The sequence below is a fragment of the Flavobacterium chungangense LMG 26729 genome, from assembly GCF_000735715.2.
GTDB classification, from domain to species: Bacteria; Bacteroidota; Bacteroidia; order Flavobacteriales; family Flavobacteriaceae; genus Flavobacterium; species Flavobacterium chungangense.
Map to the genome: position 1 here is coordinate 401,615 of NZ_JASY01000002.1, position 25,184 is coordinate 426,798.

Annotated in this window: 21 protein-coding genes and 2 tRNA genes; 13 read left to right on the plus strand and 10 right to left on the minus strand. The window is 34.2% G+C overall.

Features of this window, described 5'->3' with window-relative positions:
* The first annotated feature begins 286 nt into the window (after positions 1-286).
* Entirely contained in the window at positions 287-1,549 is a 1,263-nt protein-coding gene (locus JE46_RS04920; RefSeq protein WP_236010665.1) for a L,D-transpeptidase family protein, read from the plus strand.
* 13 nt (positions 1,550-1,562) lie between these two features.
* On the opposite strand, the gene JE46_RS04925 is transcribed toward JE46_RS04920, so the two are convergent.
* The 5 genes from JE46_RS04925 to JE46_RS04945 form a co-directional block, all read right to left on the minus strand.
* Positions 1,563-1,889, minus strand: a complete 327-nt coding sequence (locus JE46_RS04925; RefSeq protein ID WP_031454150.1) for an MGMT family protein — start codon at positions 1,887-1,889, stop codon at positions 1,563-1,565.
* 138 nt (positions 1,890-2,027) lie between these two features.
* Positions 2,028-2,663, minus strand: coding sequence for a LysE family transporter (locus JE46_RS04930; protein WP_031454151.1), 636 nt, complete (start codon positions 2,661-2,663; stop codon positions 2,028-2,030).
* Between the two features lie 39 nt (positions 2,664-2,702).
* The gene (gene trmB / locus JE46_RS04935) at positions 2,703-3,380 is read right to left on the minus strand and encodes a tRNA (guanosine(46)-N7)-methyltransferase TrmB (RefSeq protein ID WP_031454152.1); all 678 of its coding nucleotides are present in this window, start codon (positions 3,378-3,380) and stop codon (positions 2,703-2,705) included.
* Between the two features lie 122 nt (positions 3,381-3,502).
* Positions 3,503-4,882, minus strand: a complete 1,380-nt coding sequence (locus tag JE46_RS04940) for an ammonium transporter (protein WP_031454153.1) — start codon at positions 4,880-4,882, stop codon at positions 3,503-3,505.
* Between the two features lie 262 nt (positions 4,883-5,144).
* Positions 5,145-5,636, minus strand: coding sequence for a nuclear transport factor 2 family protein (locus tag JE46_RS04945; RefSeq protein ID WP_031454154.1), 492 nt, complete (start codon positions 5,634-5,636; stop codon positions 5,145-5,147).
* Between the two features lie 329 nt (positions 5,637-5,965).
* Between JE46_RS04945 and JE46_RS04950 the strand changes: the two genes are divergently transcribed.
* The gene (locus tag JE46_RS04950; RefSeq protein WP_031454155.1) at positions 5,966-6,643 is read left to right on the plus strand and encodes a hypothetical protein; all 678 of its coding nucleotides are present in this window, start codon (positions 5,966-5,968) and stop codon (positions 6,641-6,643) included.
* 189 nt (positions 6,644-6,832) lie between these two features.
* On the opposite strand, the gene JE46_RS04955 is transcribed toward JE46_RS04950, so the two are convergent.
* The gene (locus JE46_RS04955) at positions 6,833-7,147 is read right to left on the minus strand and encodes an HPF/RaiA family ribosome-associated protein (RefSeq protein WP_031454156.1); all 315 of its coding nucleotides are present in this window, start codon (positions 7,145-7,147) and stop codon (positions 6,833-6,835) included.
* Between the two features lie 105 nt (positions 7,148-7,252).
* On the minus strand, positions 7,253-7,525 hold the full coding sequence (locus JE46_RS04960; protein WP_031454157.1) for a hypothetical protein: 273 nt from the start codon (positions 7,523-7,525) through the stop codon (positions 7,253-7,255).
* Between the two features lie 79 nt (positions 7,526-7,604).
* Between JE46_RS04960 and JE46_RS04965 the strand changes: the two genes are divergently transcribed.
* Both JE46_RS04965 and JE46_RS04970 read left to right on the plus strand, forming a co-directional pair.
* The gene (locus JE46_RS04965; protein ID WP_031454158.1) at positions 7,605-7,811 is read left to right on the plus strand and encodes a helix-turn-helix domain-containing protein; all 207 of its coding nucleotides are present in this window, start codon (positions 7,605-7,607) and stop codon (positions 7,809-7,811) included.
* Positions 7,804-9,783, plus strand: a complete 1,980-nt coding sequence (locus JE46_RS04970) for a DUF2075 domain-containing protein (RefSeq protein ID WP_031454159.1) — start codon at positions 7,804-7,806, stop codon at positions 9,781-9,783. Before JE46_RS04965 ends, JE46_RS04970 begins: the two co-directional genes overlap by 8 nt.
* Before the next feature lie 108 nt (positions 9,784-9,891).
* Here JE46_RS04970 and JE46_RS04975 read toward each other — a convergent pair whose 3' ends face one another.
* Positions 9,892-12,351 (minus strand): AsmA family protein, encoded by a 2,460-nt coding sequence (locus JE46_RS04975; protein ID WP_031454160.1) that lies wholly within the window; start codon positions 12,349-12,351, stop codon positions 9,892-9,894.
* A 264-nt stretch (positions 12,352-12,615) separates the two neighbouring features.
* On the opposite strand from JE46_RS04975, the gene trxA reads away from it, so the two are divergent.
* Entirely contained in the window at positions 12,616-12,933 is a 318-nt protein-coding gene (gene trxA, locus JE46_RS04980) for a thioredoxin (protein WP_007805142.1), read from the plus strand.
* Positions 12,934-13,139: 206 nt separating this feature from the next.
* On the opposite strand, the gene JE46_RS04985 is transcribed toward trxA, so the two are convergent.
* Positions 13,140-15,215 carry a tetratricopeptide repeat-containing sensor histidine kinase gene (locus JE46_RS04985; protein ID WP_031454161.1) on the minus strand — a complete coding sequence of 692 codons (2,076 nt, stop codon included), beginning with the start codon at positions 15,213-15,215 and terminating at the stop codon, positions 13,140-13,142.
* Positions 15,216-15,917: a LytR/AlgR family response regulator transcription factor gene (locus JE46_RS04990; protein ID WP_031454162.1), complete on the minus strand. Its 702-nt coding sequence runs from the start codon at positions 15,915-15,917 to the stop codon at positions 15,216-15,218.
* Between the two features lie 205 nt (positions 15,918-16,122).
* On the opposite strand from JE46_RS04990, the gene JE46_RS04995 reads away from it, so the two are divergent.
* The 8 genes from JE46_RS04995 to JE46_RS05035 all read left to right on the plus strand — a co-directional run bounded on the left by JE46_RS04995 (position 16,123) and on the right by JE46_RS05035 (position 25,183).
* Positions 16,123-16,701, plus strand: coding sequence for a DUF4082 domain-containing protein (locus JE46_RS04995; RefSeq protein WP_083480858.1), 579 nt, complete (start codon positions 16,123-16,125; stop codon positions 16,699-16,701).
* 164 nt (positions 16,702-16,865) lie between these two features.
* On the plus strand, positions 16,866-17,660 hold the full coding sequence (locus JE46_RS05000; protein ID WP_031454164.1) for a hypothetical protein: 795 nt from the start codon (positions 16,866-16,868) through the stop codon (positions 17,658-17,660).
* A 280-nt stretch (positions 17,661-17,940) separates the two neighbouring features.
* On the plus strand, positions 17,941-20,514 hold the full coding sequence (locus JE46_RS05005; RefSeq protein WP_031454165.1) for a M1 family metallopeptidase: 2,574 nt from the start codon (positions 17,941-17,943) through the stop codon (positions 20,512-20,514).
* Entirely contained in the window at positions 20,511-21,437 is a 927-nt protein-coding gene (locus JE46_RS05010) for a DUF58 domain-containing protein (protein WP_031454166.1), read from the plus strand. The genes JE46_RS05005 and JE46_RS05010 overlap by 4 nt, the downstream gene beginning before the upstream one ends.
* An 86-nt stretch (positions 21,438-21,523) precedes the next feature.
* Positions 21,524-21,597 (plus strand) — tRNA-Asp (locus JE46_RS05015).
* 463 nt (positions 21,598-22,060) lie between these two features.
* A tRNA-Asp gene (locus JE46_RS05020) sits at positions 22,061-22,134 on the plus strand.
* 316 nt (positions 22,135-22,450) lie between these two features.
* Positions 22,451-23,110, plus strand: coding sequence for an HAD family hydrolase (locus tag JE46_RS05025; RefSeq protein ID WP_031454167.1), 660 nt, complete (start codon positions 22,451-22,453; stop codon positions 23,108-23,110).
* A gap of 1,236 nt (positions 23,111-24,346) precedes the next feature.
* A complete protein-coding gene (locus JE46_RS05035) occupies positions 24,347-25,183 on the plus strand; it encodes an alpha/beta fold hydrolase (protein WP_031454168.1) in 837 nt (278 codons plus the stop codon).
* Position 25,184: the final 1 nt, after the last annotated feature.

Below are 25,184 nucleotides of genomic sequence, written 5' to 3' on the forward strand. Positions count from 1 at the left end.
TTGAAACAGATTTAACCAAACCAGAATCTCTCGTATTCTAGCTGTAATAAAATTCTGTATTGGTGCAATTTAATGGACATCAGGTACTTAATGTGAATTTTAATAAATGTATGTTTTATTCTGTAAAACAATTTTTATCGTATTGAGGTAAATTTGAAGAACCCTAAATTTTTGATTTACAATATTTTAAAAAATATGGTGAAGATTCATGTTGAAGGTTTCTGATTGTGTTTTTCGCTTTATTTTTTAAATAAGTTTAATGTTAAATATTTAAAAAATGAACATCATGCGACATTTAAATAAATTCCTCCTAATTATAACGATAGTTTTTTTGTTCTCTTCATTTGGCTTTAAGAATGAAAAAGAAAAATCTTTAAATGATAAATTATTTTTAAAAGAAAATAATTTTGAAAAATTTATTGACAGCACTTCAGTCCTGTCATCGACCTTTAATTTTCAAAATAGAAATCGGGATTCTATCGCGAATCTAACCAGAACTTCAGGTCAGGTTTACCTATTATCCAGACAGTATGACAGACTTGAAACAGCTTTGGAAAAATATCGAAAAATTGAAAGAAAAAAACTTTGGAAAAAAATTGATATTGACAGTGCAACTTTTAAAGATTTAAAACCTTTTGATAGTGGCGTTGCAGTAAAGCAAATTCGTGAGCGTTTATTTATAGATGGTGATTTAAAAAAAGATTCGAAAAGCACTATTTATGATGAAGAACTTATGGCTGGGGTTTTAAATTATAAAAAAAGATATGGTCTTGCTCTAAATTATAAATTGACGCTGGATCATATCAAACAAATGAACGAGCCAATATCAGAAAGAATCAAAACGATACAGCTAAACATGGAACGTTGTCGTTTAATTCCCGAAAATCTGATAAATGCAAGTGATTATATTATGGTAAACATTCCATCTTACCGATTGCTTTATGTTAAAAACGGACATAGTGAATTTACATCTGATGTTTTTGTTGGGACTAAATGGTCTGAAACGGAAATTTTCAGCAGTACAATGGACAAAGTGGTATTTAGTCCATATTGGAATGTTCCGCAAAGTATCATTGATAACGAATTAAAGCTTAACATGGCTTCGAATAAAAATTATCTGGAAGAGCATAATATGGAATGGAATGGAGGGAAGGTAAGACAAAAACCGGGGCCTAAAAATTCTTTGGGATTAGTGAAATTTTTGTTTCCAAATCCATTTGATATTTACATGCACGATACTCCGGCCAAAAGCTTGTTTCAGTTCGAACAACGTACTTTTAGTCATGGATGTATCAATATTAAAGAAGCTAAGAAATTGGCGCATGTAATTTTAAAAGATGATCCAGACTGGCCATCAGAAAAAATAGATCTTGCGATGAATGGTGAAATTGAAACAACCTGTATATTGAAAAATAAAATTCCGATTTATATAGGTTATTTTACAGCATGGGTAAGTGAGGATACAGGTGAAGTTAATTTTTTTCCGGATGTGTATGAAAAAGACAAAGAAAAAGAAGTTGATGGATCCAAAAATGTGGTGATGGAGTAATGCCTGGAATTGGTTACAACGTCATTTCGGGCTGCCAAAAATGTTTTTCAAAATTTATAATTTGATTATTGACTATTTCAATGCCTTCGCTCTCTAAAAGCTGCTGCATTAAGTTGGTTCCGTGAAAATGATGTTTTCCTGTTAAGAGTCCTTTTCTGTTAACAACGCGATGTGCGGGAATATCTTCCATGTTATGGCAAGCATTCATTGCCCAGCCCACCATTCGGGCTGATCGTGCAGTCCCTAATGCTTTTGCAATAGCACCATAGGAAGTTACTCTTCCGTACGGAATCTGTCGGGCGATTGTATAGACTTTTTCAAAAAAATTATCTTCAGCCATAGAGTTTGAATTTTGCCACAGATTAGAAGATTAAAAGAGATTAATTAATATCTGTTACTATGCAGAAACTGCGTAAATCACTTTTTTTGCCCCATTTCTCAAAATCAGTTTAATCTTCTAATCTGAGGTTTAATATTTTTAACTAAAGTAATAGTTCAAAATATTAAAAAGTGTCACAAGAGCAATTAAACCGGTGATGCTTCCAATAATCGTATTCATATTGCGCATCATATAATCTGTCTTTTTTTCTATTCTTCCAAAGAAAGCGATATAACTGTATAAAACGGCAAAAGAGCCTAAAACAGAACCTAATACAAAAGTAAAAATAATGTTGTTTTCGAACACAAAAAGATGGTAAGAAGCTAAAGTAACACTTACCAGTACATAATACGGAATTGGGAAAAAATTCAATCCCGAAAGCAGCATTCCTAAAAAGAAACGGCTTTCTTTACTCTTCTTTTTGATTTTTGATTTTTTGGTTTTGGGTCCTTTAGCTATAAATAAAAAATAAATGGTTAAAACCGAAAAGATACCAAAACCAACTTCTCTCAGTAATGCAACGACATCCGGTCTGCTATTAATAACCTGCGCAAATAAAACCGCTACATAAACCTGAAAAAAAATGACTAAAACGGCACCAATAACAAACCATAGGGCATTTTTTTTTCCTTCTTTCAAATTTATTTTGGCTGCGGTCATGTTGATTAGTCCCGGAGGAATAATCCCAATAAATGCGGCAATAAAACCTGAAATTAATGGAGTGAGTAATGCCATTCAGTTATTTAATGGTTGAAAAATGATTTTAAAACTAAATTAGTCTTTAATTTTAAAACGAATATACGTAATTGCCTTATTAATTTCTAAATATTGTTTTTCGTAAAAGGTCTGGATTGAAGTTACTACTTCAGGACTTCCTTCATTTTTATACACATTATGATTCGCATATAAAACTTCGTGCCCTTCGCCGTGCAACAATCCAAGGGTATATCCATGCATAAATTCGCTGTCGGTTTTTAGGTTTACGACACCATCTTTTTTAAGGATTTTTTTATACAATTGTAAAAACTCAGAATTGGTCATTCTATGTTTGGTTCTTTTGTATTTGATCTGTGGATCCGGAAAAGTAATCCAGATTTCATCTACTTCGCCTTCAGTAAAAATATGATTGATTAATTCGATCTGAGTTCTTATAAAAGCCACATTGTGTAATCCTGTGTCAACAGCAGTTTTTGCGCCTCTCCAGAAGCGGGCACCTTTAATGTCAATTCCGATAAAATTTTTGTCCGGGTATTTTTCTGCCAGTCCAACAGAATATTCGCCTTTTCCACATCCTAATTCTAAAACTAACGGATTGTCATTTTTAAAGAAATCAGCATTCCATTTTCCTCTTAACGGAAATGAATCACTTACAACTTCTTCTCTGGTTGGCTGGAAAACGTTTTCAAATGTTTCGTTTTCCCTGAATCTTTTTAGTTTATTTTTACTTCCCACTTTTACAAAAATTTTCCGCAAAATTAAGGAATATAAACGAATGGGCGAGACGTAATTGAAGTTTAAATTTTAGCCGCAGTATTTTCAGGTTTTAATCTGAGAACGCTGCGGCTTATTTTTGGTTAGTAATGTGGTTCGGTTATATGTGATGATTTTGGATCCAGTGTTTCATCGTGCTGAGACAAATCCAGTCCGATGTGTTCTGACTCTTCTGAAACTCGTAACGGAATAATGAAATTCGTTACTTTGAATAAGAAATAAGCTCCGAAGAAAGTAAATATTGAAACCAGTACTAGTGCCATCATGTGGTGTCCGAAAACATTCCAGCCCCCGTGCAATAAACTTGCATCTTCACCATGAGCGAATATAGCAGTAAGAATCATTCCCATGATTCCACCCACACCATGACAGGCAAAAACGTCCAAAGTATCATCGAATTTTTTTGAAAAACTACAGTTTACTACAGAATTGGATACCAAAGCCGTAATGAACCCGAAGAACATACTTTCAGGAACCGATACAAAACCTGCCGCAGGAGTGATAGCTACCAAGCCGACTACAGCTCCGATACATGCCCCTAAAGCTGAAACTTTTCTGCCGTTCATTCTGTCAAAGAAAACCCAGGTTAACATGGCTGCTGCTGATGAAGTTGTTGTGGTTGCAAAAGCCATTGCTGCAGTTCCGTTGGCAGCAAGAGCAGAACCGGCGTTGAAACCAAACCATCCAAACCATAACATTCCGGTTCCTAATAATACAAACGGAATATTGGTTGGAATATGCTGACTGTTTTTTCTTTTTCCTAAAACGATAACTCCGGCCAAAGCGGCAAATCCGGAACTCATATGTACTACGGTTCCTCCGGCGAAATCTTTTACACCAAAATAGCTTCCCAAAACACCCGTTGGATACCAAACGGAATGACATAAAGGAGCGTATATAAAAATGGTAAATAAGCTGATGAAAATCAGATAAGAGATAAAACGAACGCGTTCTGCAAAAGATCCTGTAATAATGGCAGGACAAATAATCGCAAATTTCATCTGAAACAATGCAAAAAGCATAAACGGAATTGTATTAGCTAATTGTTTGTGTGGCAAAACGCCAACATAATCCATAAAAGCAAAAGTGGTAGGATCACCAAAGAAACTGTAAAAATGATCTCCCGAACCAAAACCAACCGGTTCTCCAAAAGCCAGACTAAAAGCCACTACAGCCCATAAAAGTGTCACAACCCCAAGACAAATAAAACTTTGCAACATGGTTGAAATCACATTTTTCTTGCCTACCATTCCACCGTAAAAGAAAGACAATCCAGGTGTCATAATTAAAACCAGACAAGAGGATGTAAGCATCCAGGCAACGTCTGCCGAAACAATATGGTCGGTAGTGCCAAATTTTGATAATACATAATCATTTTCTGTAACCGTTGGCCAAAATGCCCCCGTGATACAAACAATACTTATCATAATAAAGGAAATGATCCAGCGTTTTTCTATTTTCATTTTTCAAATACTTTATTTAACCCTATTTTTTTTGGGGGCAAAGTTAAAAAAAAATAAATATTTTAAATTTAAGGTCTGACAAAATAGAGGTTTGATTTTTATTTTAGTAAATTTTATAAAATTCAGCTTGTTTTTTTGAGAGTATCTTATTTTGTGCTTCTAAATTTGCGCTATTATTGTCAAATATATTATAATAGAATTGATATCCTGAGTTCTAAAGTTCCTGAAAGCTAACGATTGTTATAAGAATGACAGATATTGCTTATTTTTTTTGAAGTTTGGCAATCAGAATATCTTCAATAGGTGCTTTTACTTTCACAACAGCATCCACTTCATCATTCGGAATGGTCATGGATAAAACATAATGCTGAATCTTCCATTCTTTTCCAATTTTTACCAAAACGCCCGAACCGCGACAAATTTTCATCTGAGTATTCAGCAATTCATCAAACCACGCCATTTTTCCGGATTTGTCAAAAAAGATATGGCGTTCCAAAGCGGTAAAATTCCAGGTTGTGCCTTTATCGAAATAGGGTTTAGCCCAGACTTTAAAATCGGCTTTGACCCAGTTTTCGGTAGCGTCTGTTCCAATGTAAATCGCATCTTCTGCCATGGCATTAAAGTAGGCTTCAAATTTTACATCAGCAGCGGCTTTGTGCCAGGCATCTAAGGTTTGGTTGATTTTGTCTTTTTCGATAGTTTGAGCATTTGAGAAATAAGTAACTAATAGAAAGAATAGAATTGATTTTTTCATAGGAAATGGTATTAGAGATTAAAGATAAGAATGATTTTTAACGATGGAAAGTTTCTCGCAGATTTGGCAGATCCAGCAGATAAAATTTTTGACAGTTATAGAAAAAAATCTGCATTATCTGCAAAATCTGCGAGCGAAAAATGGATATAAGCTTATTGTTGTTTCTCGTAAAGATGCAGAGCCGCAAAGAAAATTAAAATAAAAACTTTGCGTCTTAGCGACTTTGCGAGATTAAAAAGACAAAGTATATCAAAGAAAAACTTAAAATCATCTTTGAATAATAACTAAGGTTTATTTTTTATATTTGAGTGCTTTAAAATACCTCAATCATGAATTCAAAAATCTACATAAGTTCGATTATTATTGCCTCTTTAGTTTTTATTTCCTGTAAAAAAGAATTAGAAGTCCAGGAGAACACTTCAACATCAGAATTGGTAAGATTAGGACTTGCAAAAGACACTTCTAAAACAGCTGCTCCGGTGGCACAGGCTCCGGCCACAAATCCAAATACGGTTTTAGGAGAGACAAAAGGACTGAATCCTGCACACGGACAGCCGGGACATCGCTGTGATATTGCGGTTGGCGCGCCTTTAAACTCGGCACCAACGCAACAAGGGCAAACTATAACTACACAGCCTGCACAAACGGTTCAGGTAAATCCCGGTCAGCCGAAAGTCGTAACTACGACAGCCGTTGCACAGCCTGTAAAAGTAGCCAAAGGAATGAATCCGTCGCATGGTCAGCCGGGACACCGATGTGATATTCCGGTTGGAGCGCCTTTAAATTCTCCGGTTACAAAACCAGCGACCACAACAACAGCTGCGACACAAAGCGGAACAGTCGAAAAATCATTTACGGTAACACCGCCAGCAAACAATGCCGTTCCTGCTTTATTAAGTACCGAAACCTCAAAACCCGTAACCACAGCCGAAGGAACAAACCCGGTACACGGACAGCCCGGACACCGCTGCGATATTGCCGTGGGAGCGCCATTGCCAAAATCTTAAATTAGTCGAAATTCAACGGATATAAAAATCCAATTTTTAAATTCCAAATTCCAAGTCTTCATTTTGGAACTTGGAATTTAAAAACTTAATTATTCTAAGTTTGAAGTATTAGAATTATTTCAAAAAAAATCCAAATCCCACTGTTTAGTTTGGAATTTGGAATTTAAAATTTTGGATTTAAATATTCTATTAGTGTGCTTTCATTTTTTCGAAAGTAGTAGTCAATGATTTTTTGGCTTTTGCCAAAGCACCGCTAAACGCTTTTTCCAGTGTATCAGCGTGTTCTGTAACGGTAAGCGGCTGTAAATTGGCGATACGGACTTCAAGAACACATTTTTTATCGTTTAAGCCGAATTTCTCTCCATTTTCATCTCCAAAATGTACTTCTATGCGGGTAATTTTATCTTCAAAACGGGCTAAGCCTTTTTCTAATTCTTCAGAAAAATAGTTTTCTAATCTTGCGTGTCCTTCAATGTTTTTGTCGGTATTGATTTGAATTTTCATAACGGTTTGTATTTAATGATTGTTTCTCAAATCTATCTTTTTTTAGATAAAATGGCAAGTGAGTTAAGGAAAGATTATGAAATGTTGAGTAGATTTTTATGTGGTTTAATTGCTCAAGTTTATATAATCGAATATAAAATCATTTATGTGCTCTGTTTCGTAGTCAAACTTTAAAACAATTTTTGAACACAGATTATCAGCCCAATTTTCTATATCAACAAATGAATTAAGTTTATTAAGAAAAAGCAATAATTCGTTTTTACTTGTAAAGTCATCTAAAAACATAACGATATCTTCTTTAAAAGTATCTGCGTAATTTTTAGTTGTCATAGTCAAATAATTCTCTAAGTATTGAATTTTTTCGTCTAAACTTAACATAGGATTTTTATTTCAAATATAATAAAAACCCGACTATACTCCGTTGTTTTATAGTCTACATTTTGCAATTTTTGTTAACATGGACATTAAACAAAAATTCGGACTTAAAATTAAAGAGCTTAGAAAACTCAAAGGATTATCTCAGGAAAAGCTAGCCAATTTAGCAGAGATAGATCGTACATATTTACCAACAATAGAAAAAGGTGAAAGGAATGTATCTATTGAAGTTGTCGAGAAATTAGCGAATGCTTTAGAAGTGAAAATAAGAGACTTGTTCGATGAATAGGGCATATTATTGTAATTCTATTGGCGATTTTTGTCTCGAAGATGGAGACAGTATTTATGGGAAAATTTCGGGTGGTTATGACTTAAACAAATTGACTATTCAGCAATCTAATGCTTGGCAAAGTCAAATTAAAATTCTAAAACAAACGATCTTAAATTTTGCTGGAAGAGTTTATTTTGAATTTACAATTCCAAGAATGGGTAAAAGAGTTGATAATATTTTAATTATTGATAATTGCATCTTTGTTTTAGAATTTAAGATTGGTTCAAATGTGTATGACAAATATGCAAAAGATCAAGCTTTTGATTATGGATTAGATTTGAATAATTTCCACGAAGGAAGTCATGATAAAATTATTATTCCAATTTTAATTGCTGACAGAGCAAACAATGTGAGCAATGTTTATAAAAAGGCTCTTAATAATTTACATGAAACAATTGTAGCTAATGAAAATAATTTATCAGAAGTTATATCTGAGACTTTAGAAAAATTTAAAAACTCGGAAATTATAAATGTTGCAAATTGGGAAAATTCAATTTATAAACCAACACCAACAATTATTGAAGCTGCTACTGCTTTATATAAAAAACACAATGTTTTAGAAATTTCACGAAGTGATTCAGGCGCAGAAAATTTATCTGTTACCTCAGAGTGTATTTCTGAAATTATCGATAATTCGAAAAGCACAAATAAAAAATCAATTTGTTTTATAACAGGAGTTCCTGGTGCCGGAAAAACATTGGCGGGGCTAAATATTGCTAATTTGCGTTCAAATTATAAAGAGGAGGAACATGCAGTTTTCCTTTCAGGAAATGGCCCTTTAGTTGATGTTTTGCGTGAAGCTTTAGCGAGAGATAAAGTCAAAACTGCTAGAGATGAAGGTTCAATTATTACAAAATCTTCAGCAACTTCTCAAGTAAAATCTTTTATTCAAAATATTCATCATTTTAGAGATGCTTCCATAAGAGATGAAAAAGCGCCAATCGAAAAAGTAACTATTTTCGATGAAGCACAAAGAGCTTGGACGAAAGAGCAAGCTTCAAGTTTTATGAAGAGAAATAAAGGTGTCTCAGATTTTAATAAATCGGAACCTGAATTTCTTATTGAGGTTATGGATAGGCATAAAGATTGGTGCACAATTGTTTGTTTGATTGGAGGAGGACAAGAAATAAATACTGGAGAAGCTGGTCTAGAAGAATGGATCAGACCGTTTTCAAATAAATTTGAAGATTGGGATATTTATTACTCTTCTAAAATTGTTGAAGACGAAAACTATATCAAAGACAAAGAAGCTTTAATAATCTTAAATGATAAAAAAGCAATAAAGAAAGATGAATTGCACTTGTCGATTTCATTAAGATCATTTAGAAGTGCTCAATTATCTAATTTTATTCAAGAAATAATTAATAATAATACGGTGAATGCTAAAGAAATCTATGAACGTTTTATTAAAGAATATTATCCAATTAAGATAACTCGTGATTTAGATAAAGCTAGAAATTGGGTAAAAAACTCAGCAAAAGGCTCGGAAAGAACTGGAATTGTAGCTTCATCCGGAGGAATTCGTTTAAGACCTTTTGGATTAAATGTAAAAGCTAAAATTGATGCTCCAATTTGGTTTTTAAATGATAGAGAAGATATTCGTTCATCTTATTTTCTTGAAGAAGTTGCTACAGAATTCGATATACAAGGATTGGAATTGGATTGGACTTGTGTTGCTTGGGATGGAGATTTATTTTATCATAATAATCAATGGAATTATAGAAAATTTAAAGGAACTAAATGGCAAAACATAAATAGTCCTGAAATTACAAATTACCTAATTAATTCTTATAGAGTTTTGTTGACTAGAGCAAGGCAGGGAATGGTAATTTATATTCCGAAAGGCAATGATCAAGATATTACAAGGCCAGAATTTATGTATGATGGAACTTTTGAATTCTTTAAATTATTAGGAATTGAAGAGATTTAGTTTTTACTAAATTCCTTATAAAACCAAGCCCCCTAGCCCTGATCGAAGCGGCATCCTTTTGTGCCGGGGTTCGGGACAAAAGATACAGCGGAGAGCAGGAAGCGGCTTCTAATTATTCTTATCCTTCTTCCCCCATTTAATTTTCATCTTTCCATTATCGTCTACAGCGAGTAAATGCAGGACGATTCCGCGTTGACGGACGGCGTCGCGCTCGGCTTTGGTGGCGAGTTGTGCGTCGTTTTTGGAGTTTCGGAGCGGGACGGTTAGGGCTAAATTGGTACCGCGGCCAAAGGAATAAACGCCCTGGGCATCGAGGTTGAGAACGCTGGAACTAATGGTGAGCTTGTTGACGTCGATTTGCTCACCACGAAGTTTAAAATTGCCGGATAAATCGCTGAACGTAATATTTTCGACATCGCGAAACGGAAACGCAAATTTCCCGATTTTCATAATAGGTTCAAAGTTTCGTAAAGCGCCCTGACTGACATTGAAAACCAGATTTCCGTGTGCCGAATTCGGGATCAGTTCGCCGTTGCTGTTGATTAAACCAGTTACATTGGCGTTGCTGGTGAGTTTTCCACGGATGTTGTTTGGAGAAAAAGACGTGATTCCGAAGTTGCTGAACGACTTTAAAAAGCGTGTAATATCAACCTGATTGACCTGCGCGTTGGATGCGAAATTGAAGTTTTTGCCATTTGGAGAAACGGTGGAGCTAAAATTGATGCTTCCGCCACAAGTCTGCAGTGAACCGTTTTTGATGACAAGCCGGGAATCAATCATCTGGATTTGGGCTTTGGTGTTGGTTGCGGTCAGTTTATTGTAAGTGATTTTATCGGCTTTGATGCTGATGTGTACAATACATTTTTCGATGGCTGTTCGTAACTGATGCGACATGGAAGGCTTTTTGACGGTCATTTTCTTTTTTTGAGAAGTGGCCAAAACGCCCAAAAATTGCCTGATGTCAATACTTGGGCAATAAATGTTCCAGTTTACGACCATTTTTTCGGGAGCGTCATAATATAAATTCAGGAAATTATCGATTCTCCCATCGATAAAAATCGTGTTTTTTTGGTGTTTGTAGGCGATTTTTTTAATCAGCAAAGCTTCTTGTGTGAATTCGAGCTGTACGTTGATTTTTTCAGCACGAACATTTTTCGGAATAAAATGAAAAGAGGCATTTTGGATATTTACATTGCCAATAAAACGAGGTTTGGTGATGTACAAATCGACAATATCAAACTGAAATTTTAAGTTGGCTGTGGCATGACCTTCGGTAAAATTAATCCATTTTTCGGCGTTTTCTTCGTTGAGGTTTTCGATGTCAAAATCAGATTTTACGATTCCGGTTGCCAGTGGTTTGTCCAGATTATTAATCGATAATTGCGGAATTGTAAGCGGAATGTTTTTGTATTTTCCGGATAAGCGCGTTAAAATGATAGCAGAATTTGCGTCGTTGAAACCTGATTTTGGTTTGAAATTATTTGTAAAAATGCCTTTAAAACCGCAATCGGTAATTAAGCCGTCGGGAATGCTCAGTTCGTTGTTTTTGACTTCGGCCTGAACCACAATTTTCGGATCACCTTCGGCATTAAAATCGCCTTTGATGTCGCAATTCACATCAATTTCTTCCTTTAGATTGAAGCGATTGAGTTTAGAACTGATATTTTCCGAAAGTAAATTCGAAGCATCTTCCCATAAAATAGTAGTGCCGATATTGATTCCGAAAAGCGCGCTGCCTTTGGCTAAATTGAAAAAAGCAACAATGTCAAAAGCATCTTTTCCGATTTTAAGATTCTCGGTTTTGACGTCTATTTTTTCTTTTTCGGCAGCATAGGAAACGGCAAAAGTACCCTGAAGCAATTTTTGTTTGGCGAAACTTCCGTGAACGGTATTAAAAGCCAGACTTTTGATGTTGGTTTTCAGGAAAACATCGGTCTGCCAGTTTTCATCATCATAATTTACTTTCGATTTTAAACTGGCAATATCAATATCAAATAATTTATGTCCGATGCGATTGTCCAATACAAAATGAACATCGTTGAGGTCAACCTGATCGATTGTGGTTCCAGATTCAGAAGTCGTTTCAGGCGTTTTTTTCTTTTTTGGTTTAAAAATATTGGCGTTCGAATAGCCGTTTTCGGCTTTGTATACGTAAATCTGTGCTTCGTTGATCAGGATTTTATGAATGTTGATTTCCTTTTGCAGTAAATTCAAAACGTTTAAACGCACTTCGATTTCGTTTGCCTTCAGTAAAGTGTGTTTGTGGGTATTCCATTGATTGTCTTTTAATTCTACATCTTTCAGCGCCAGCGTAAAATTCGGGAAACCGGTTAGAAATTTATACTGAAAATCGCCAATATGAAATTTTCCGTTGATGTTCTCATTGATTTTGGTGTTGATTTTGGCTATGATTTCCGTTTTATTCCTGTTGAAATAAAATGATAACGCTCCGGAAGCAATTACAATAAATACAATACATCCTAAAATAAAGATACCAAGACGTTTGACGAACTTTTTAAAACGAAGCGATTGTAAAAAGGTTTTAATTGAATGCAACGTTTTTTTCATCAGAAACGGTTTAGATTTATTAAAGATACGTTAAAAAAATGAGTCGATTTAAAAAATTGGTTTTCAATGGATTAAATAATAAATGCTTGTAAATAAGCGCTTTACTACTCATATAATTATTGGCAATACATTTATAATCAAAACTAATTTGCGGATGACGTTTGATTGATTTAAAATTTCTAAATTTGTACTCAAGTTTAAAACTTATTAAAAAATTGTTTCCCTGAACAAAAACCGAAGGGATAATCTTAAAATAAAATTATTATGGCATTAGCAATCACAGATGCTACTTTTGATGAAGTAGTTTTGAAATCAGATAAACCTGTAATGGTAGATTTTTGGGCAGCATGGTGCGGTCCTTGTAGAATGGTTGGTCCAATCATTGACGAATTAAGCAGCGAATACGAAGGTAAAGTAGTTGTTGGAAAAGTTGATGTTGATGCAAACCAGGAATTCGCTGCAAAATACGGTGTGCGTAACATACCAACTGTTTTGGTTTTTCATAACGGTGAAGTAGTAGGAAAACAAGTAGGAGTTGCTCCGAAACAAACCTACGCAGATAGCTTAGACGCTTTGTTGTAATCGTAAGATTATGATTTATATAAAAACGGTCTGACGAAAGTCAGGCCTTTTTTATTGGAATAAGTATACCTTTTAAACACATAGAAACATAGCCATTCTTTGAGAATAAAAGGCGTGTCACTTTTCCATCAAAACACATAGCTATGCGTTTTTAAAACAAATGGAATGCCTTTTAATGAGTTTACAAAATCTATGTCTCTATGTGTTTAAAATAAAATAGTAAATGTAGTTCCGAAATTAGGTTTTGAATCTACTTCGATTTTACAATTAATAGCCGTTGCCAAATCCCGAATCAGGTGCAAACCCAATCCTGATTTGATTCCGATGACTTCTGAATCATCATAAAGAGCTTTAAATTTTTCCAGACTTTCTCCCGGGCCATTGTCTGTTATTGAAAGTAAGGTTTGATTATGCTCCTGCCAGGCTTTCCAGATTATTTTTCCGTTTTTGTTTTTATCCAGTGCTTTTACAGCATTTCCTGTAAGGTTTCTGATAATCGTTTTCAGATAATTTTCATCGGTATTTAAAATAATGTTTTCGGAATTTTCAAATGAAATTTCGATATTTTCTACAGCTGAAAAATGCTTCTTTGTGTCTTCGAATATAACTTCGACTGGAATATTTTTAAAATGCGGTTTGAAATTTTCCATCTGGCCTTTGCTCCAAAGTAAAATATCTTCCATAGAGGATAGTAAATTTTCGGCTCCGGAAATTATTTTCGCCTGCATTCTCAAAGCGGTTTCTTCGTCAATGAGTTCAGGATTTTCTTTTTGAAGATGTAAAAAATGAATCAGATTTGAAATCGGGCTTCTCAAATCGTGATTTAAAATTCCAAAAAATCGTGCCTTAATTTTATTGGCTTCATCGAGTTCCTGATTCAGGAGCTGTAATTTTTCATTTGTTTTTTTACGGTTTTGGTTTTGTCTGAACAACAATAATCCAATGATTCCAACTAATAGTATTCCTGAAATTAAAAACAAGCGTTGTTCTCTGGCATCTTCAATCTGAATGTTTTTGATTGTATTTTGAGCAGAGAGATTTTTTATTTCCTGCCCTTTAGTTTTGTTTTGATAACGGGCTTCGGCATTGGCAATGCTTTGTTTGGCTGACTCTTGCATCATCTCGTCATTGTATTTGGAGTAGATTTCCTTATAATAAAAAGCCTCTTTCCAAAGCCCTAGAGATGCATAGCTTTGAGACAGTTTCTGATTGATGATAACAAAGAATTCCTTGTCGTAGTTTAATGCATCCTTTGATGCTTCCTTAAGTGTTTTAATAGCATTTTTATAATCTCCCTTTTCATATAAAACCCTGCCCATTATGGTGTTTGCCTCCATAAGAATTTCTTCGTCGGTTGACTTTTGTCCAAATAAAACAGCTTTTTTGGCATAATGATAAGCCTTGTTAACCTGTCCTTCATCGGCATAATATTTAGACATGCTTTGGTTTGCAAAACTTAAATTAAGAAAGAGGGAATCTTTCGCTGTGGGAAAGGTGTAGATTAATTTATAATATTTTTTAATGCTGTCCGGCTGTTTTTTGGCAGCGTAACACTGTAATAAATAATTGCATGAAAAAGCACTTACGTAGGGAGATGTTTTAATGTAAGGTTTTGATTCGTTTAAATACTCAATCGCTTTATCAAATTGTTTCATTTTAACGTAAGCACTCGCAATTTGGCAATAGGAGACACCTATGTTTTCTGTATTTGGTTCATTTTTATCAAGCTGTTTTTTGTAATTGATTGCTTTTAACTGATAGCCAATAAAATTTTCATATTCAGAGGTATTCAAATAATATTCACCTAGACTACCGTAAAGAACCGCGCGTGCATAATTACTTTTCGTAGTGTCAAGCACTTTTTTGATAGTTTCAATTAATGCTTTGCCTTTTCTGTTTTCGTTTAAAGAGTAATAGATATAATTAAGCCGCATCAAAGAAGAAGTCTGATTTTCGATATGACGGACTTTTTGCGCATATTTCAGAGCATTTTCATAATTGATCAACGCTTTTTTATATTGGTTGTTACTGAATTCATAAGCAATTCCCTGATGCAGATAAAATGTGCTTAAATACTTGTGATAATTTTTTGAAAGTGCAATACCTTTTTGTGAGGCAATGATAAGTTTGGAATATTCTTCTTTATCTAAAAGTGATTTGGTATAGGTAAGTAAGACATCCAGTTTTTGAATAGTTGTTTTATATTTTGCCAAATCCGGTTCCTGTTGTCCAAAAACTGAAACAGTAATAAAAAGCAAAATCAAAAAACCGGCTTTCTTCATCTAGATCAGGTTTAAGTTGTCTTTGTAGCTTCTGCCAACCGGAATGGAGATGTTATTGTTTAAAATAATTTCGGTGGAATTCATTTTCTGGATAAATTGTTTTTGCACAGCAAAACTTCTGTGAATTCTGATAAAAGATTGAAAATGACTTTCTTTTAAAAGATTTCCGATACTCGATAAAACACAATGCCTTTTTCCTTCGGTAACAACTAATGTGTAATCTTTTAAGGCTTCGAGATACAGAATTTCATGCAGTTTTACTTTGGTCTGTTCATGACCTTCTTTGATATAAATAGTATCTCCGCCGATGCTTGCCTCAAAGAGAGAAGCTTTGAGTTTGATTTCCATAAATTCCTCAATACGCTTCATTGTTTGCGTAAAACGATCGAGTTTTAATGGCTTTACAATAAAATCGAGGGTTTCAATCTGAAAACTTTCTACAGCATGTTCCGGATGTGCGGTTATAAAAATGCAAACTGGAATTTCGAGGGCATCTTTTCTGAATTCGATTCCGTTTAAACCCGGCATATCAATGTCCAGAAATAAGATATCTACTTTTTGTTTTTGTATAAACGGAAGTGCTTCTTCAGCAGATTCGAAAACACCTAAAATATCCAGAACCGGAAATTTTTTGACAAAAGATAGCACCGTCAGTCTGTCTATTTCATCATCATCAACGATAATACAAGAGTATTTCTTCATTATTCCAGCCTGTTTGGTGTTGTCTGTCTATTTAAAACGTTGTTTGTCTATTGGGTGTTTTTAACGAGATTTTATTGATTCAAATTTGTCCCGTAATTCAGTTGAAAGCAAAAATAAATCATTTTTTCTGACTTTGGACTTTACAAAAATAAATGTTATTGAATTAAAAAAGAACCATTTGAACCATTTTAAAATTAAAATTATTATGAAAACGCTTAAAACTATTTTTGCCATTTTATCAATTGCAGTATTTACTGTTTCATGCAGTAATGATGATGATAATTCACCAAAATTTCAAACAGAAAATCCGTTAGCCGCTTATTATACCCAAACCGGTTTTACAACTTCAACCAATTTTATCAATTCGGGGGATTACGAATTCGGATTGGTATTTACGCCAACAGTTAAAGGAAAAATAAAAGCGATTACGTTAAAACTTCCGGCTACAAATCCTTTTTTACGTGTTACCATTTGGGATTATACAACAAAAACAGTATTGCGTTCTGAAACCTTAAATGTTGCAACTGCGGATGTTGAAGTTAAAAAAGAAATTAGTGAGCTCGCTTTGGAGAAAGACAAAAAATACCTGATCTCTATGAATTCTAATGACTGGTATAAAAAGAATAAAGCCGATAACTCTGCTGCTACATATCCTATTGTTGCCGGAAATATCACTTTTAATGAGTACAGATGGCTTTCGGGCACAGCGCAGACTTTTCCAACGACCATTGCCACTACGTATAATGCCGGAGATTTAAGTTTTGATTTTCAGCAGACAGAATAATTTTGGATAGTTTGAATTAGTATGTTTAAAAGGCCTGGCGAAAGTCGGGTCTTTTTTTATGTTTTAGGAATGTTTGTCTATTTAAAATGTCGTTCGTCTATTAGTGGTTTTTTACACTTCAATAGTGCTGCATCTTTGTTCTATAATAATTCAAAACCAAAATTATGAAAACAAGAATAAACAAACTGACTCTTTTGCTTTTGGCAGTATTTGCAATTTCATGCAGTAATGACAGTGATAACGAAGCGCCAGAAGAAATCACACCGTCCTATTTATTGACAAAATTAAACAGTACTTCGGCATTCAATACTTATAAGTACAACGATGCAAACAAATTGATTGAGATAGACGGGGCAGATGGCTCTTTTACATCAACTTTCAACAGTACGGTGACCTATAATGCTAATGGCAAAATTCAGGAAGAACTTAAAATCGTTTCTGCTCTGTTTTCAACGCCATCATATAACAGAATAATTTATAATTATGATGCCCAGGGCAGACTTACAGAAAAAAAATATACGCAAAATTCTTCTGCAACTCCGGCCATATACGATCACAAGCAAAGCTATATTTTTGAATATAACGGGGGTACGGTTACTCAAAAACTACAGATAAAAGGAAATGCATTGCCAAGCAGTAAAGCTGTTTTTGAGTATGACAAAAAAGGGAATGTGTCAAAAATTACCTATTACAACAAAATAGACGCAAATACTCCTGATGGAGTGTTTTTTTACTCTCATACTTATACGTATGATACGAAACCAAATCCGGAATCTTCTTTACCATTAGAATACAGGTTTCCAAATACATCAAAAAATAACCCAATAAAAGTGATAGAAACGTATAACTCAGGTTCTCCAACAACTGCAGATATTGTTGTGGAATATAATGAAGGCGGCTATCCCACAAAAAAATCGCAATCCGGTATTGTGAGTAGTTACGAATACAAAAAGTTATAAAATTCCGATACAATTAAAAAAAACTAAATCAAATTGAAGTTTTTGATCCAATGTAAAGGTCTGTCGAAAGTCAGGCCTTTTTTATAATAAAGTGAGTTTAATTATTTTAAACACATAGAAGCATAGTTCTTTGATAATAAAAGGCGTTTCACTTTTGCATCAAAACAGATAGCTATGTGTTTTCAAACAAATGAAATGCCTTCTTTTTGAGCTTGCAAAATCTATGTCTCTATGTGTTTAAATATTTTTTATTTTTAACGAATCTTATATTCTCCTAAAAATGAAAATTATCTACAGCTTTCTTAGTTTTTTTGCAATGATTACAATTGGTTTTTCTCAATCAAAACAAAAAGAAAGTGTTCTTTTAGAAAATGGCGTTTCCGAGCAGCTGGCTATTTTTCGGAAACATCAAATTTCTGATGTGAATTATGAGCTTTTATTCGAAATCCCAAATCAGAAAAGTGAGAACATCAATTCTCAATTGACTTTAAATTTGAATTTGTCTGATTTGAGTCAGCCCTTACTTTTAGATTTTAAAGAGAAAACTTCAAATATAAAATCAGTTTCAGCAAACGGAAAAAGTATCGCCATTGTTCATGAAAAAGGACATATTGTGCTTCCTGTTGGAAGTTTGGTTTCAGGGAAAAACACGATTGCAATTTCGTTTATCGCCGGAAATTTATCTTTAAACCGAAATGATGATTTTCTGTACACTTTATTAGTTCCCGACCGTGCGAGTACGTTATTTCCGTGTTTTGATCAGCCGGATATCAAAGCAACTTATAAATTGAGTCTTTCGGTTCCAAAAGACTGGAAGGTTTTGGCTGGAGCCGATGTAAAAGAGACTGTTAAAAAAGGGGATTTTACTTTATACACTTTTGGACAATCTGATAAAATGAGTACCTATTTGTTTTCTTTCGTAGCAGGAAAATTCAATAGCGTTATGAAAAAACCTGGTTTAGAAATGACTTTTTTATATCGGGAAAATGATAAAGGCAAAATAGAAAGCAGCACCGATACGATTTTCAGTTTGCACCAGCAGTCTTTAGATTTTTTAGAAAAATATACGAACTATAAATTTCCTTTTCAGAAATTCGATTTTGCTTCGATTCCGGGTTTTCAATATGGCGGAATGGAGCATGTTGGTGCGATTCAGTACCGCGAATCGACTTTGTTTCTGGACAACAGCGCCACCGACAGCGAAAAGTTAAACCGTGCAAAATTGATCGCACACGAAACTTCGCATATGTGGTTTGGCGATTTGGTAACAATGAAATGGTTTGATGATGTGTGGATGAAAGAAGTGTTTGCCAACTTTATGGCAGACAAAATTATGAACCCGATTTTTCCGAAAGTCAATCATAATCTGCAGTTTTTTACAGCGCATTATGGCAGCGCTTACGCGGAAGACCGATCGTTGGGAACACATCCGATAAAGCAGCATCTTGAGAATTTAAAAAATGCCGGATCTCTTTATGGAGCCATAATTTACAACAAAGCGCCAATTATGATGCGTCAGTTAGAGGCCTCAATGGGGGCAGCCGCTTTTCAAAAAGGAATCCAAAAATACATTCAGAAATACGCCAACGACAATGCTGACTGGAATAATCTTGTAGCAATCCTCGATGACGAATCACCACTGGATATGAAGAAATGGAGCGAAGTCTGGGTGAACAAATCCGGAAGAGCCATTTTTACAGACCAAATTGAATACGACGATCAAAACCGAATCAGGAAGTTTGAAATTATACAGCAAGCAGAAGATAAATCCAGCAATATCTGGCCACAGGTTTTTCAGATTGGTTTCGTTTATGCGAATGATGTAAAAGTGGTAACCGCAAATATTACAGTTAAAGGTCTGATCGTAAAAGAAGCTGTCGGACTTGAAAAACCACTTGCCATTATTTACAACTATAATGGTTTTGGATACGGTGTTTTTCCGCTTGACGGGACTCATTTAAATTATATCGCCAGTTTAAAAGATGAGGTTGCCAGAGCTTCAGCATACAGCAATCTTTATGAAAATACTTTGGTGGGGAACATTTCTCCAGACAAAGCTTTTGATTGTTTTGTAAAAGGAATTCAGTCAGAAGAAAATGAATTGGTGTTACGAATTGCATCAGGGAATTTAAATACGATTTACTGGAGGTTTTTTACCGGAAAACAGCAAAAGAAAGTTCAGAAACAGCTGGTGGGTATTTTAGATGAACGTTTACAGGCTAATTTGTCTTCGAACATTAAAAAAACGCTGTTCGGATTGTTTAGTTCGATTGCCTATTCAGATTCGGCGAAAGCCAGATTATATAAGATTTGGAATAAAGAAGTTGTAATTTCGGGATTGAAATTAAACGAAGATGATTATAGCAATATGGCAATGAATCTGGCAATTTTTAAGCATAAAAAAGTGGATGAAATTTTGGAGAAAACGAGAACTTCAATCACAAATCCGGATAAAAAGAAACGCTTTGAATTTCTGCTTCCGTCCTTGTCAAAAGACGAATCGATTCGAAATGCTTTTATGGAATCATTAAAAGACGATGCAAATCGCGAGAAAGAATCCTGGGTTTCTGTTGGTTTGGCCAATATAAATCATCCGCTTCGTCAGGAAAGTGCGCAGAAATATATTAGATTTTCACTAGATTTGACAGAAGAAATCCAGCGCACGGGTGATATCTTTTTTCCAAAAGACTGGCTGGATAATACGGTTGGAAGGTATTCATCGAAATATGCTTTTGATGAAGTACAGCGATTCCTGAAGGAAAACCCTAATTTTAGTCCAATCCTGAAGCGTAAATTGTTCATGGCGACAGATTTGCTTTATAAAGCGCAAAATATTAAAAAAGAAACCGAATGAAAATTGAATCGGAAATAGAGAAAGTCTCCAGTTTTCAGCATCTCGAAATGCTGGCGAATCAGGTTGTGGAAGGTTTTATATCCGGAATGCACAAAAGTCCGTTTCATGGGTTTTCGGCTGAATTTGCCGAACATAAAGTCTATAACGCAGGCGAAAGCACCAAACACATCGACTGGAAATTATTTGCCAAAACAGATCGTTTGTACACGAAACGTTTTGAGGAAGAAACCAATATGCGCTGTCATATTATTGTCGATAATTCGTCGTCGATGCATTATCCTGAATTAAAATCGAATCAGCCTTTTTATGAAAAAAAGATTGGTTTTGCGGTTCTGGCTTCGGCGGTTTTGATGAATATTTTAAAGAAACAGCGTGATGCCGTTGGTTTAAGCGTTTTTTCGGATAATTACGAATATTATGCTCCTGAAAAAGGAAGCGATCGTCACCACAGAATGCTTTTGAATAAACTGGAACAATTATTAGAGCAGCCAAAAGTCAAAAAAAGTACCGATACAATTACGTATCTGCATCAAATCGCAGAGAAAATGCATCGTCGTTCGATGATTATTCTTTTTACGGATATGTTTCAGTCTGAAGATGATGAAAAACTCTTTAATGCCTTACAGCACTTAAAACACAACAAACATAAAGTCGTTTTGTTTCACGTAGTCGATCACGAAACCGAGCTGAAATTTGACTTCGATAACACGCCAAGAAAGTTTATCGACTTAGAATCAGGCGAAGAAGTTTCGATTTTTGCCGATAATGTAAAGCTGGAATATGAAAACAGGGCAGCAGCTTACTTTAAAAAACTGGCTTTAACCTGTGCCAAGAACCAAATTAAGTATGTTCCGGTCAATGTAGGCGATAATTTTGAAAAAATTCTGACGACATATTTGGTTGAAAAACAAAACTTTGGCTGATATTTTTAAATTAAATTCAAATTTTTTTATCAAAACGCTTGCAGAAACGAAATTCTGTACTATCTTTGCAACCGCAATAACGCAGAGGTTTGGTAGTTCAGTTGGTTAGAATACATGCCTGTCACGCATGGGGTCGCGGGTTCGAGTCCCGTCCAGACCGCAATATTGGGAGAAGCCTTTCTTAACGGAAAGGCTTTTTTGCCCAAATACGGTATCTAAGATTAGTTGTGTTGTTTTGCTGAGAATTTGTAACTCTCAGCTCGGTTTAGTAGTTAGACCAATGAAAAGCTTTCCACTTTGTGGATGGCTTTTTTGATTTAAGACATTTGGCTTTTTAACCATATAAGTTATGTAAGCTCATTTAAGTTTAACCGCAAAGAGCACTAAGATTTACAAAAAAGGTTTGCAGAGTTTATTATAAACTTTGCGAACCTTTTTCTCTTTTAACCTTGTGTGCTTTGTGGTTAATTAAACATATTTTGTAGAAAATGAGTTTCAAAAAAATGGAATTTGAAATTTTAAAATATTGGAATTTAGCTAATTAAAATTTTCTGAATTTTAATTTACAAAAACCCTTGCAGAATCAAAGTTCTATTGTATTTTTGCAGTCACAATAAGCAGTGGGTTTGGTAGTTCAGTTGGTTAGAATACATGCCTGTCACGCATGGGGTCGCGGGTTCGAGTCCCGTCCAGACCGCTTTTAAAAAGAAGCCTTTCTTAACGGAAAGGCTTTTTTGTTTTTAGTTTGATTCCGGGATGTCGTTTTTTCTAAATCCTGTAAGTAGATAAAAATATTTTCACGCAGATTCTGCAGATTTTAGCAGATTTGCTTTTTAAAATTTTAGAAATAAATAATCTGTTTTGATCTGTTTAAATCTTTTTTAAATCTGCGTGAAAAAACTGTGCAACTCTGCATGATTCAAAAAAACTTAGCGAATCTCTGCGAAAAACCTCCGTGAATCTCCGGGGAAAAACCGCTATCTTGCAATCGTTAAAAAAAACATAATAAATATATGAGCCAGCAATGTGTAATTTTTGATATGGACGGCGTAATTTGCCACACAAATCCACATCATGTCGTCGCTTTTGAAACCTTTTTTGATAAATACAAAATTCCGTATACCAATGAAGAATTTGAAGAACATATGTACGGAAAACATAACGGATATATCATGACACATTTTTTCAAACGCCCAATTACGGGAGAGGAATTGGCCAAACTGGAATATGAAAAAGAAGCGATGTTTCGTGAGATTTATAAAGACAAAGTAGAAACGATTCCGCATTATTTAGAATTTTTAAGCAAACTAAAATCCCGCGGATTTAAAACAGCAGTTGCAACCTCTGCACCTCGGGCAAATTTAGATTTGATTGCCAATTTCCTGGAACTTGATAAAAAAATGGATTCGATGATGTCAAGCGAAGATGTTACGTTTCATAAACCAAATCCTGAGGTTTATCTGAAATCGGCAGAGCGTGTAGGCGTTTCTCCGTCTGATTGTGTGGTTTTCGAAGATTCTTTTTCGGGCGTTACGGCAGGATTAAATGCCGGAATGAAAGTTGTGGGCGTTTTGAGTACACATACAAAAGAACAGCTTCCTGTATGTGATTTTTATATTAATGATTATAGTGAAGTGAATGTGGATAAGATTTTAGAATTGTTGGAGAAATAAATTCCAATTTTTTAAAGTACCAAATTCCAAACGATATGAGAGACCTTTATCAAAGTTTAAAACTTTGCCAAAGGTTTTTTTTCGCAATTCTTTAACCACAAACTTGTCATTTCTCGTTCTTCGAAATGAACAAACTAGATGAATTTCTTCATTTTAAAGAATAACATAACTCAATTAATAGCTGGAGAATTTTTTTATGTTTGAAAAAAAAAAGACTTCTACCAAAATTTTATCTGTTTTTGAAGATCAAAAATACTTCATTTCTAAACCAATTTTCATCTTCTGGAGTTTCAAAAATTCGTTTTGGAAAAAATAATGTCTGACCTTTTTAGATATAAAAGATAAAGACCTTTTAATTCAAAAACTTTTATAAAGTTGTTTATATCAATTGTACTCTCAGATATTTCTCCCATATGAGAAACAATTTTATCAGGAAAGATTTCATGTTGTCTTTCGTTAAAAATAATCTTGTTTTCCTTTGAATTTGCAAATCTCCAAAATTGGAATAATGTAATTAGCGGATAGGTAAAACCAAATACGATTATGAAATTATCTATGTGTCTTTATTATTCCTAAAAACAAGTGCCACAGCAAGAAATAATATAAAAGCATATAGCCACCATCGTCTTTTTAATACAAGTTTGATAAGAAATAAAAAGTATTCGTTTTTTGTGAGTTGCTATTTTTTGGTTTTAATCATTTGTAGCTTTTGGATTTGCTATAAAATTAAAAAAATAATTAGGCTCGACCGCAATAGGATTTTAAATTAAATAAAGTTCTGATGATTTTTACAATATTTAAATTCTAAAATTATGAGTATAAATAATCTTTCAGAGGAAACAGAAATCAGACTAATCGATTTTTTCAAAAATAACATTAATCCCTGAGACATGGCTAAGGTAATACGGCAAGTAAATTATATATTGGCTTTAAGTGTATTGAGAAAATCCGAAACCTTGCAAGCTGAAATTAACAATCTTCAAAACAGTTTTTATTGCATTGATAAATTAGCCGAAGCTTTAGATTCTTATTTGAATTTAAAATGAGAAACCCAAATTATAAGTCGTAAAATTTGTTAAGAAATGAGGCGAAAATTATAATCTGAATAAATTTTTATTATTCGTATAGCCAGTAAAATCAGGTATTGAAAGTTTTTTTAAAAAAAAATAGATTTTTTGATGTAACAAATAATATAGTGCTGCATCAAAAGGTAAATTTAAAAAAAAAAGAAACATTATGAAAACAAAATCAATCTTAATTATCGTATTTATGCTTATCGTTTCAAGACCTGTTTTTTCTCAAACTGCCTTTAAGGTAGAGGTGAAAGGAAAAGGTAATCCTGTTTTATTATTCCCTGGCTTTGGCTGTACAGGAGAAGTATGGAATGAAACGGTAGCCGAATTGTCTAAAAACTACGAATGCCACGTTTTTACTTTTGCAGGATTTGGGAATGTTCCTCCAATTGAAGGCCCTTGGTTGTCTACTATAAAGGATCAGGTTATTGCTTATGTAAAAACTAAAAAATTAAAGAAAGCCATATTAATTGGTCATAGTTTGGGAGGAACTTTGAGTTTGTGGTTAGCGTCTCAGGAAACAAATCTGTTCAAAAAAGCAATTATTGTTGATGCATTACCTGCAAATGCAGCTTTAATGATTCCTAATTACAAAGGAGATATTATTCCTTATGACAATCCGCAGAGCAAGATGATGCTTGCTATGGATGCAAATGCGTTCAATGCTATGAATACCCAGTCGGTTTCTTACATGTGCTTTAATAAAGAAAAGCAAAAAACAATTGCAGAATGGATGAAAACTGCGGATAGAAAAACCTATGTTTATGGTTATATTGACATGCTTAATTTAGATTTACGAAAAGAAATTGCTAAAATTAAAATTCCGGTAGTGATTCTCGCAGCGACAAATCCAGATATTAATACCGTACAAAATACCTATAAAAGCCAATACGAAAATTTACCTTCCGCTAAAATTTATTACGCACAAAAAGCGGCTCATTTTGTAATGTATGATCAGCCGGAGTGGTTTATGGAAAAAGTAAAATCAGAAATAAAATAAG

Excerpts from the sequence above, each read along its gene's own strand:
- JE46_RS04925 (WP_031454150.1), bottom strand. The coding sequence starts at position 1,889 with ATGGCTGAAGATAATTTTTTTGAAAAAGTCTATACAATCGCCCGACAG.
- JE46_RS04960 (WP_031454157.1), bottom strand. The coding sequence starts at position 7,525 with ATGTTAAGTTTAGACGAAAAAATTCAATACTTAGAGAATTATTTGACT.
- JE46_RS04955 (WP_031454156.1), bottom strand. The coding sequence starts at position 7,147 with ATGAAAATTCAAATCAATACCGACAAAAACATTGAAGGACACGCAAGA.
- trxA (WP_007805142.1), top strand. The coding sequence starts at position 12,616 with ATGGCATTAGCAATCACAGATGCTACTTTTGATGAAGTAGTTTTGAAA.
- JE46_RS04995 (WP_083480858.1), top strand. The coding sequence starts at position 16,123 with ATGAAAACGCTTAAAACTATTTTTGCCATTTTATCAATTGCAGTATTT.
- JE46_RS04965 (WP_031454158.1), top strand. The coding sequence starts at position 7,605 with ATGGACATTAAACAAAAATTCGGACTTAAAATTAAAGAGCTTAGAAAA.
- JE46_RS05010 (WP_031454166.1), top strand. The coding sequence starts at position 20,511 with ATGAAAATTGAATCGGAAATAGAGAAAGTCTCCAGTTTTCAGCATCTC.
- JE46_RS05035 (WP_031454168.1), top strand. The coding sequence starts at position 24,347 with ATGAAAACAAAATCAATCTTAATTATCGTATTTATGCTTATCGTTTCA.
- JE46_RS04970 (WP_031454159.1), top strand. The coding sequence starts at position 7,804 with ATGAATAGGGCATATTATTGTAATTCTATTGGCGATTTTTGTCTCGAA.
- JE46_RS04950 (WP_031454155.1), top strand. The coding sequence starts at position 5,966 with ATGAATTCAAAAATCTACATAAGTTCGATTATTATTGCCTCTTTAGTT.
- JE46_RS05000 (WP_031454164.1), top strand. The coding sequence starts at position 16,866 with ATGAAAACAAGAATAAACAAACTGACTCTTTTGCTTTTGGCAGTATTT.
- JE46_RS04920 (WP_236010665.1), top strand. The coding sequence starts at position 287 with ATGCGACATTTAAATAAATTCCTCCTAATTATAACGATAGTTTTTTTG.
- JE46_RS04940 (WP_031454153.1), bottom strand. The coding sequence starts at position 4,882 with ATGAAAATAGAAAAACGCTGGATCATTTCCTTTATTATGATAAGTATT.
- JE46_RS04930 (WP_031454151.1), bottom strand. The coding sequence starts at position 2,663 with ATGGCATTACTCACTCCATTAATTTCAGGTTTTATTGCCGCATTTATT.
- JE46_RS04985 (WP_031454161.1), bottom strand. The coding sequence starts at position 15,215 with ATGAAGAAAGCCGGTTTTTTGATTTTGCTTTTTATTACTGTTTCAGTT.
- JE46_RS04975 (WP_031454160.1), bottom strand. The coding sequence starts at position 12,351 with ATGAAAAAAACGTTGCATTCAATTAAAACCTTTTTACAATCGCTTCGT.
- JE46_RS05005 (WP_031454165.1), top strand. The coding sequence starts at position 17,941 with ATGAAAATTATCTACAGCTTTCTTAGTTTTTTTGCAATGATTACAATT.
- JE46_RS04990 (WP_031454162.1), bottom strand. The coding sequence starts at position 15,917 with ATGAAGAAATACTCTTGTATTATCGTTGATGATGATGAAATAGACAGA.
- JE46_RS05025 (WP_031454167.1), top strand. The coding sequence starts at position 22,451 with ATGAGCCAGCAATGTGTAATTTTTGATATGGACGGCGTAATTTGCCAC.
- JE46_RS04945 (WP_031454154.1), bottom strand. The coding sequence starts at position 5,636 with ATGAAAAAATCAATTCTATTCTTTCTATTAGTTACTTATTTCTCAAAT.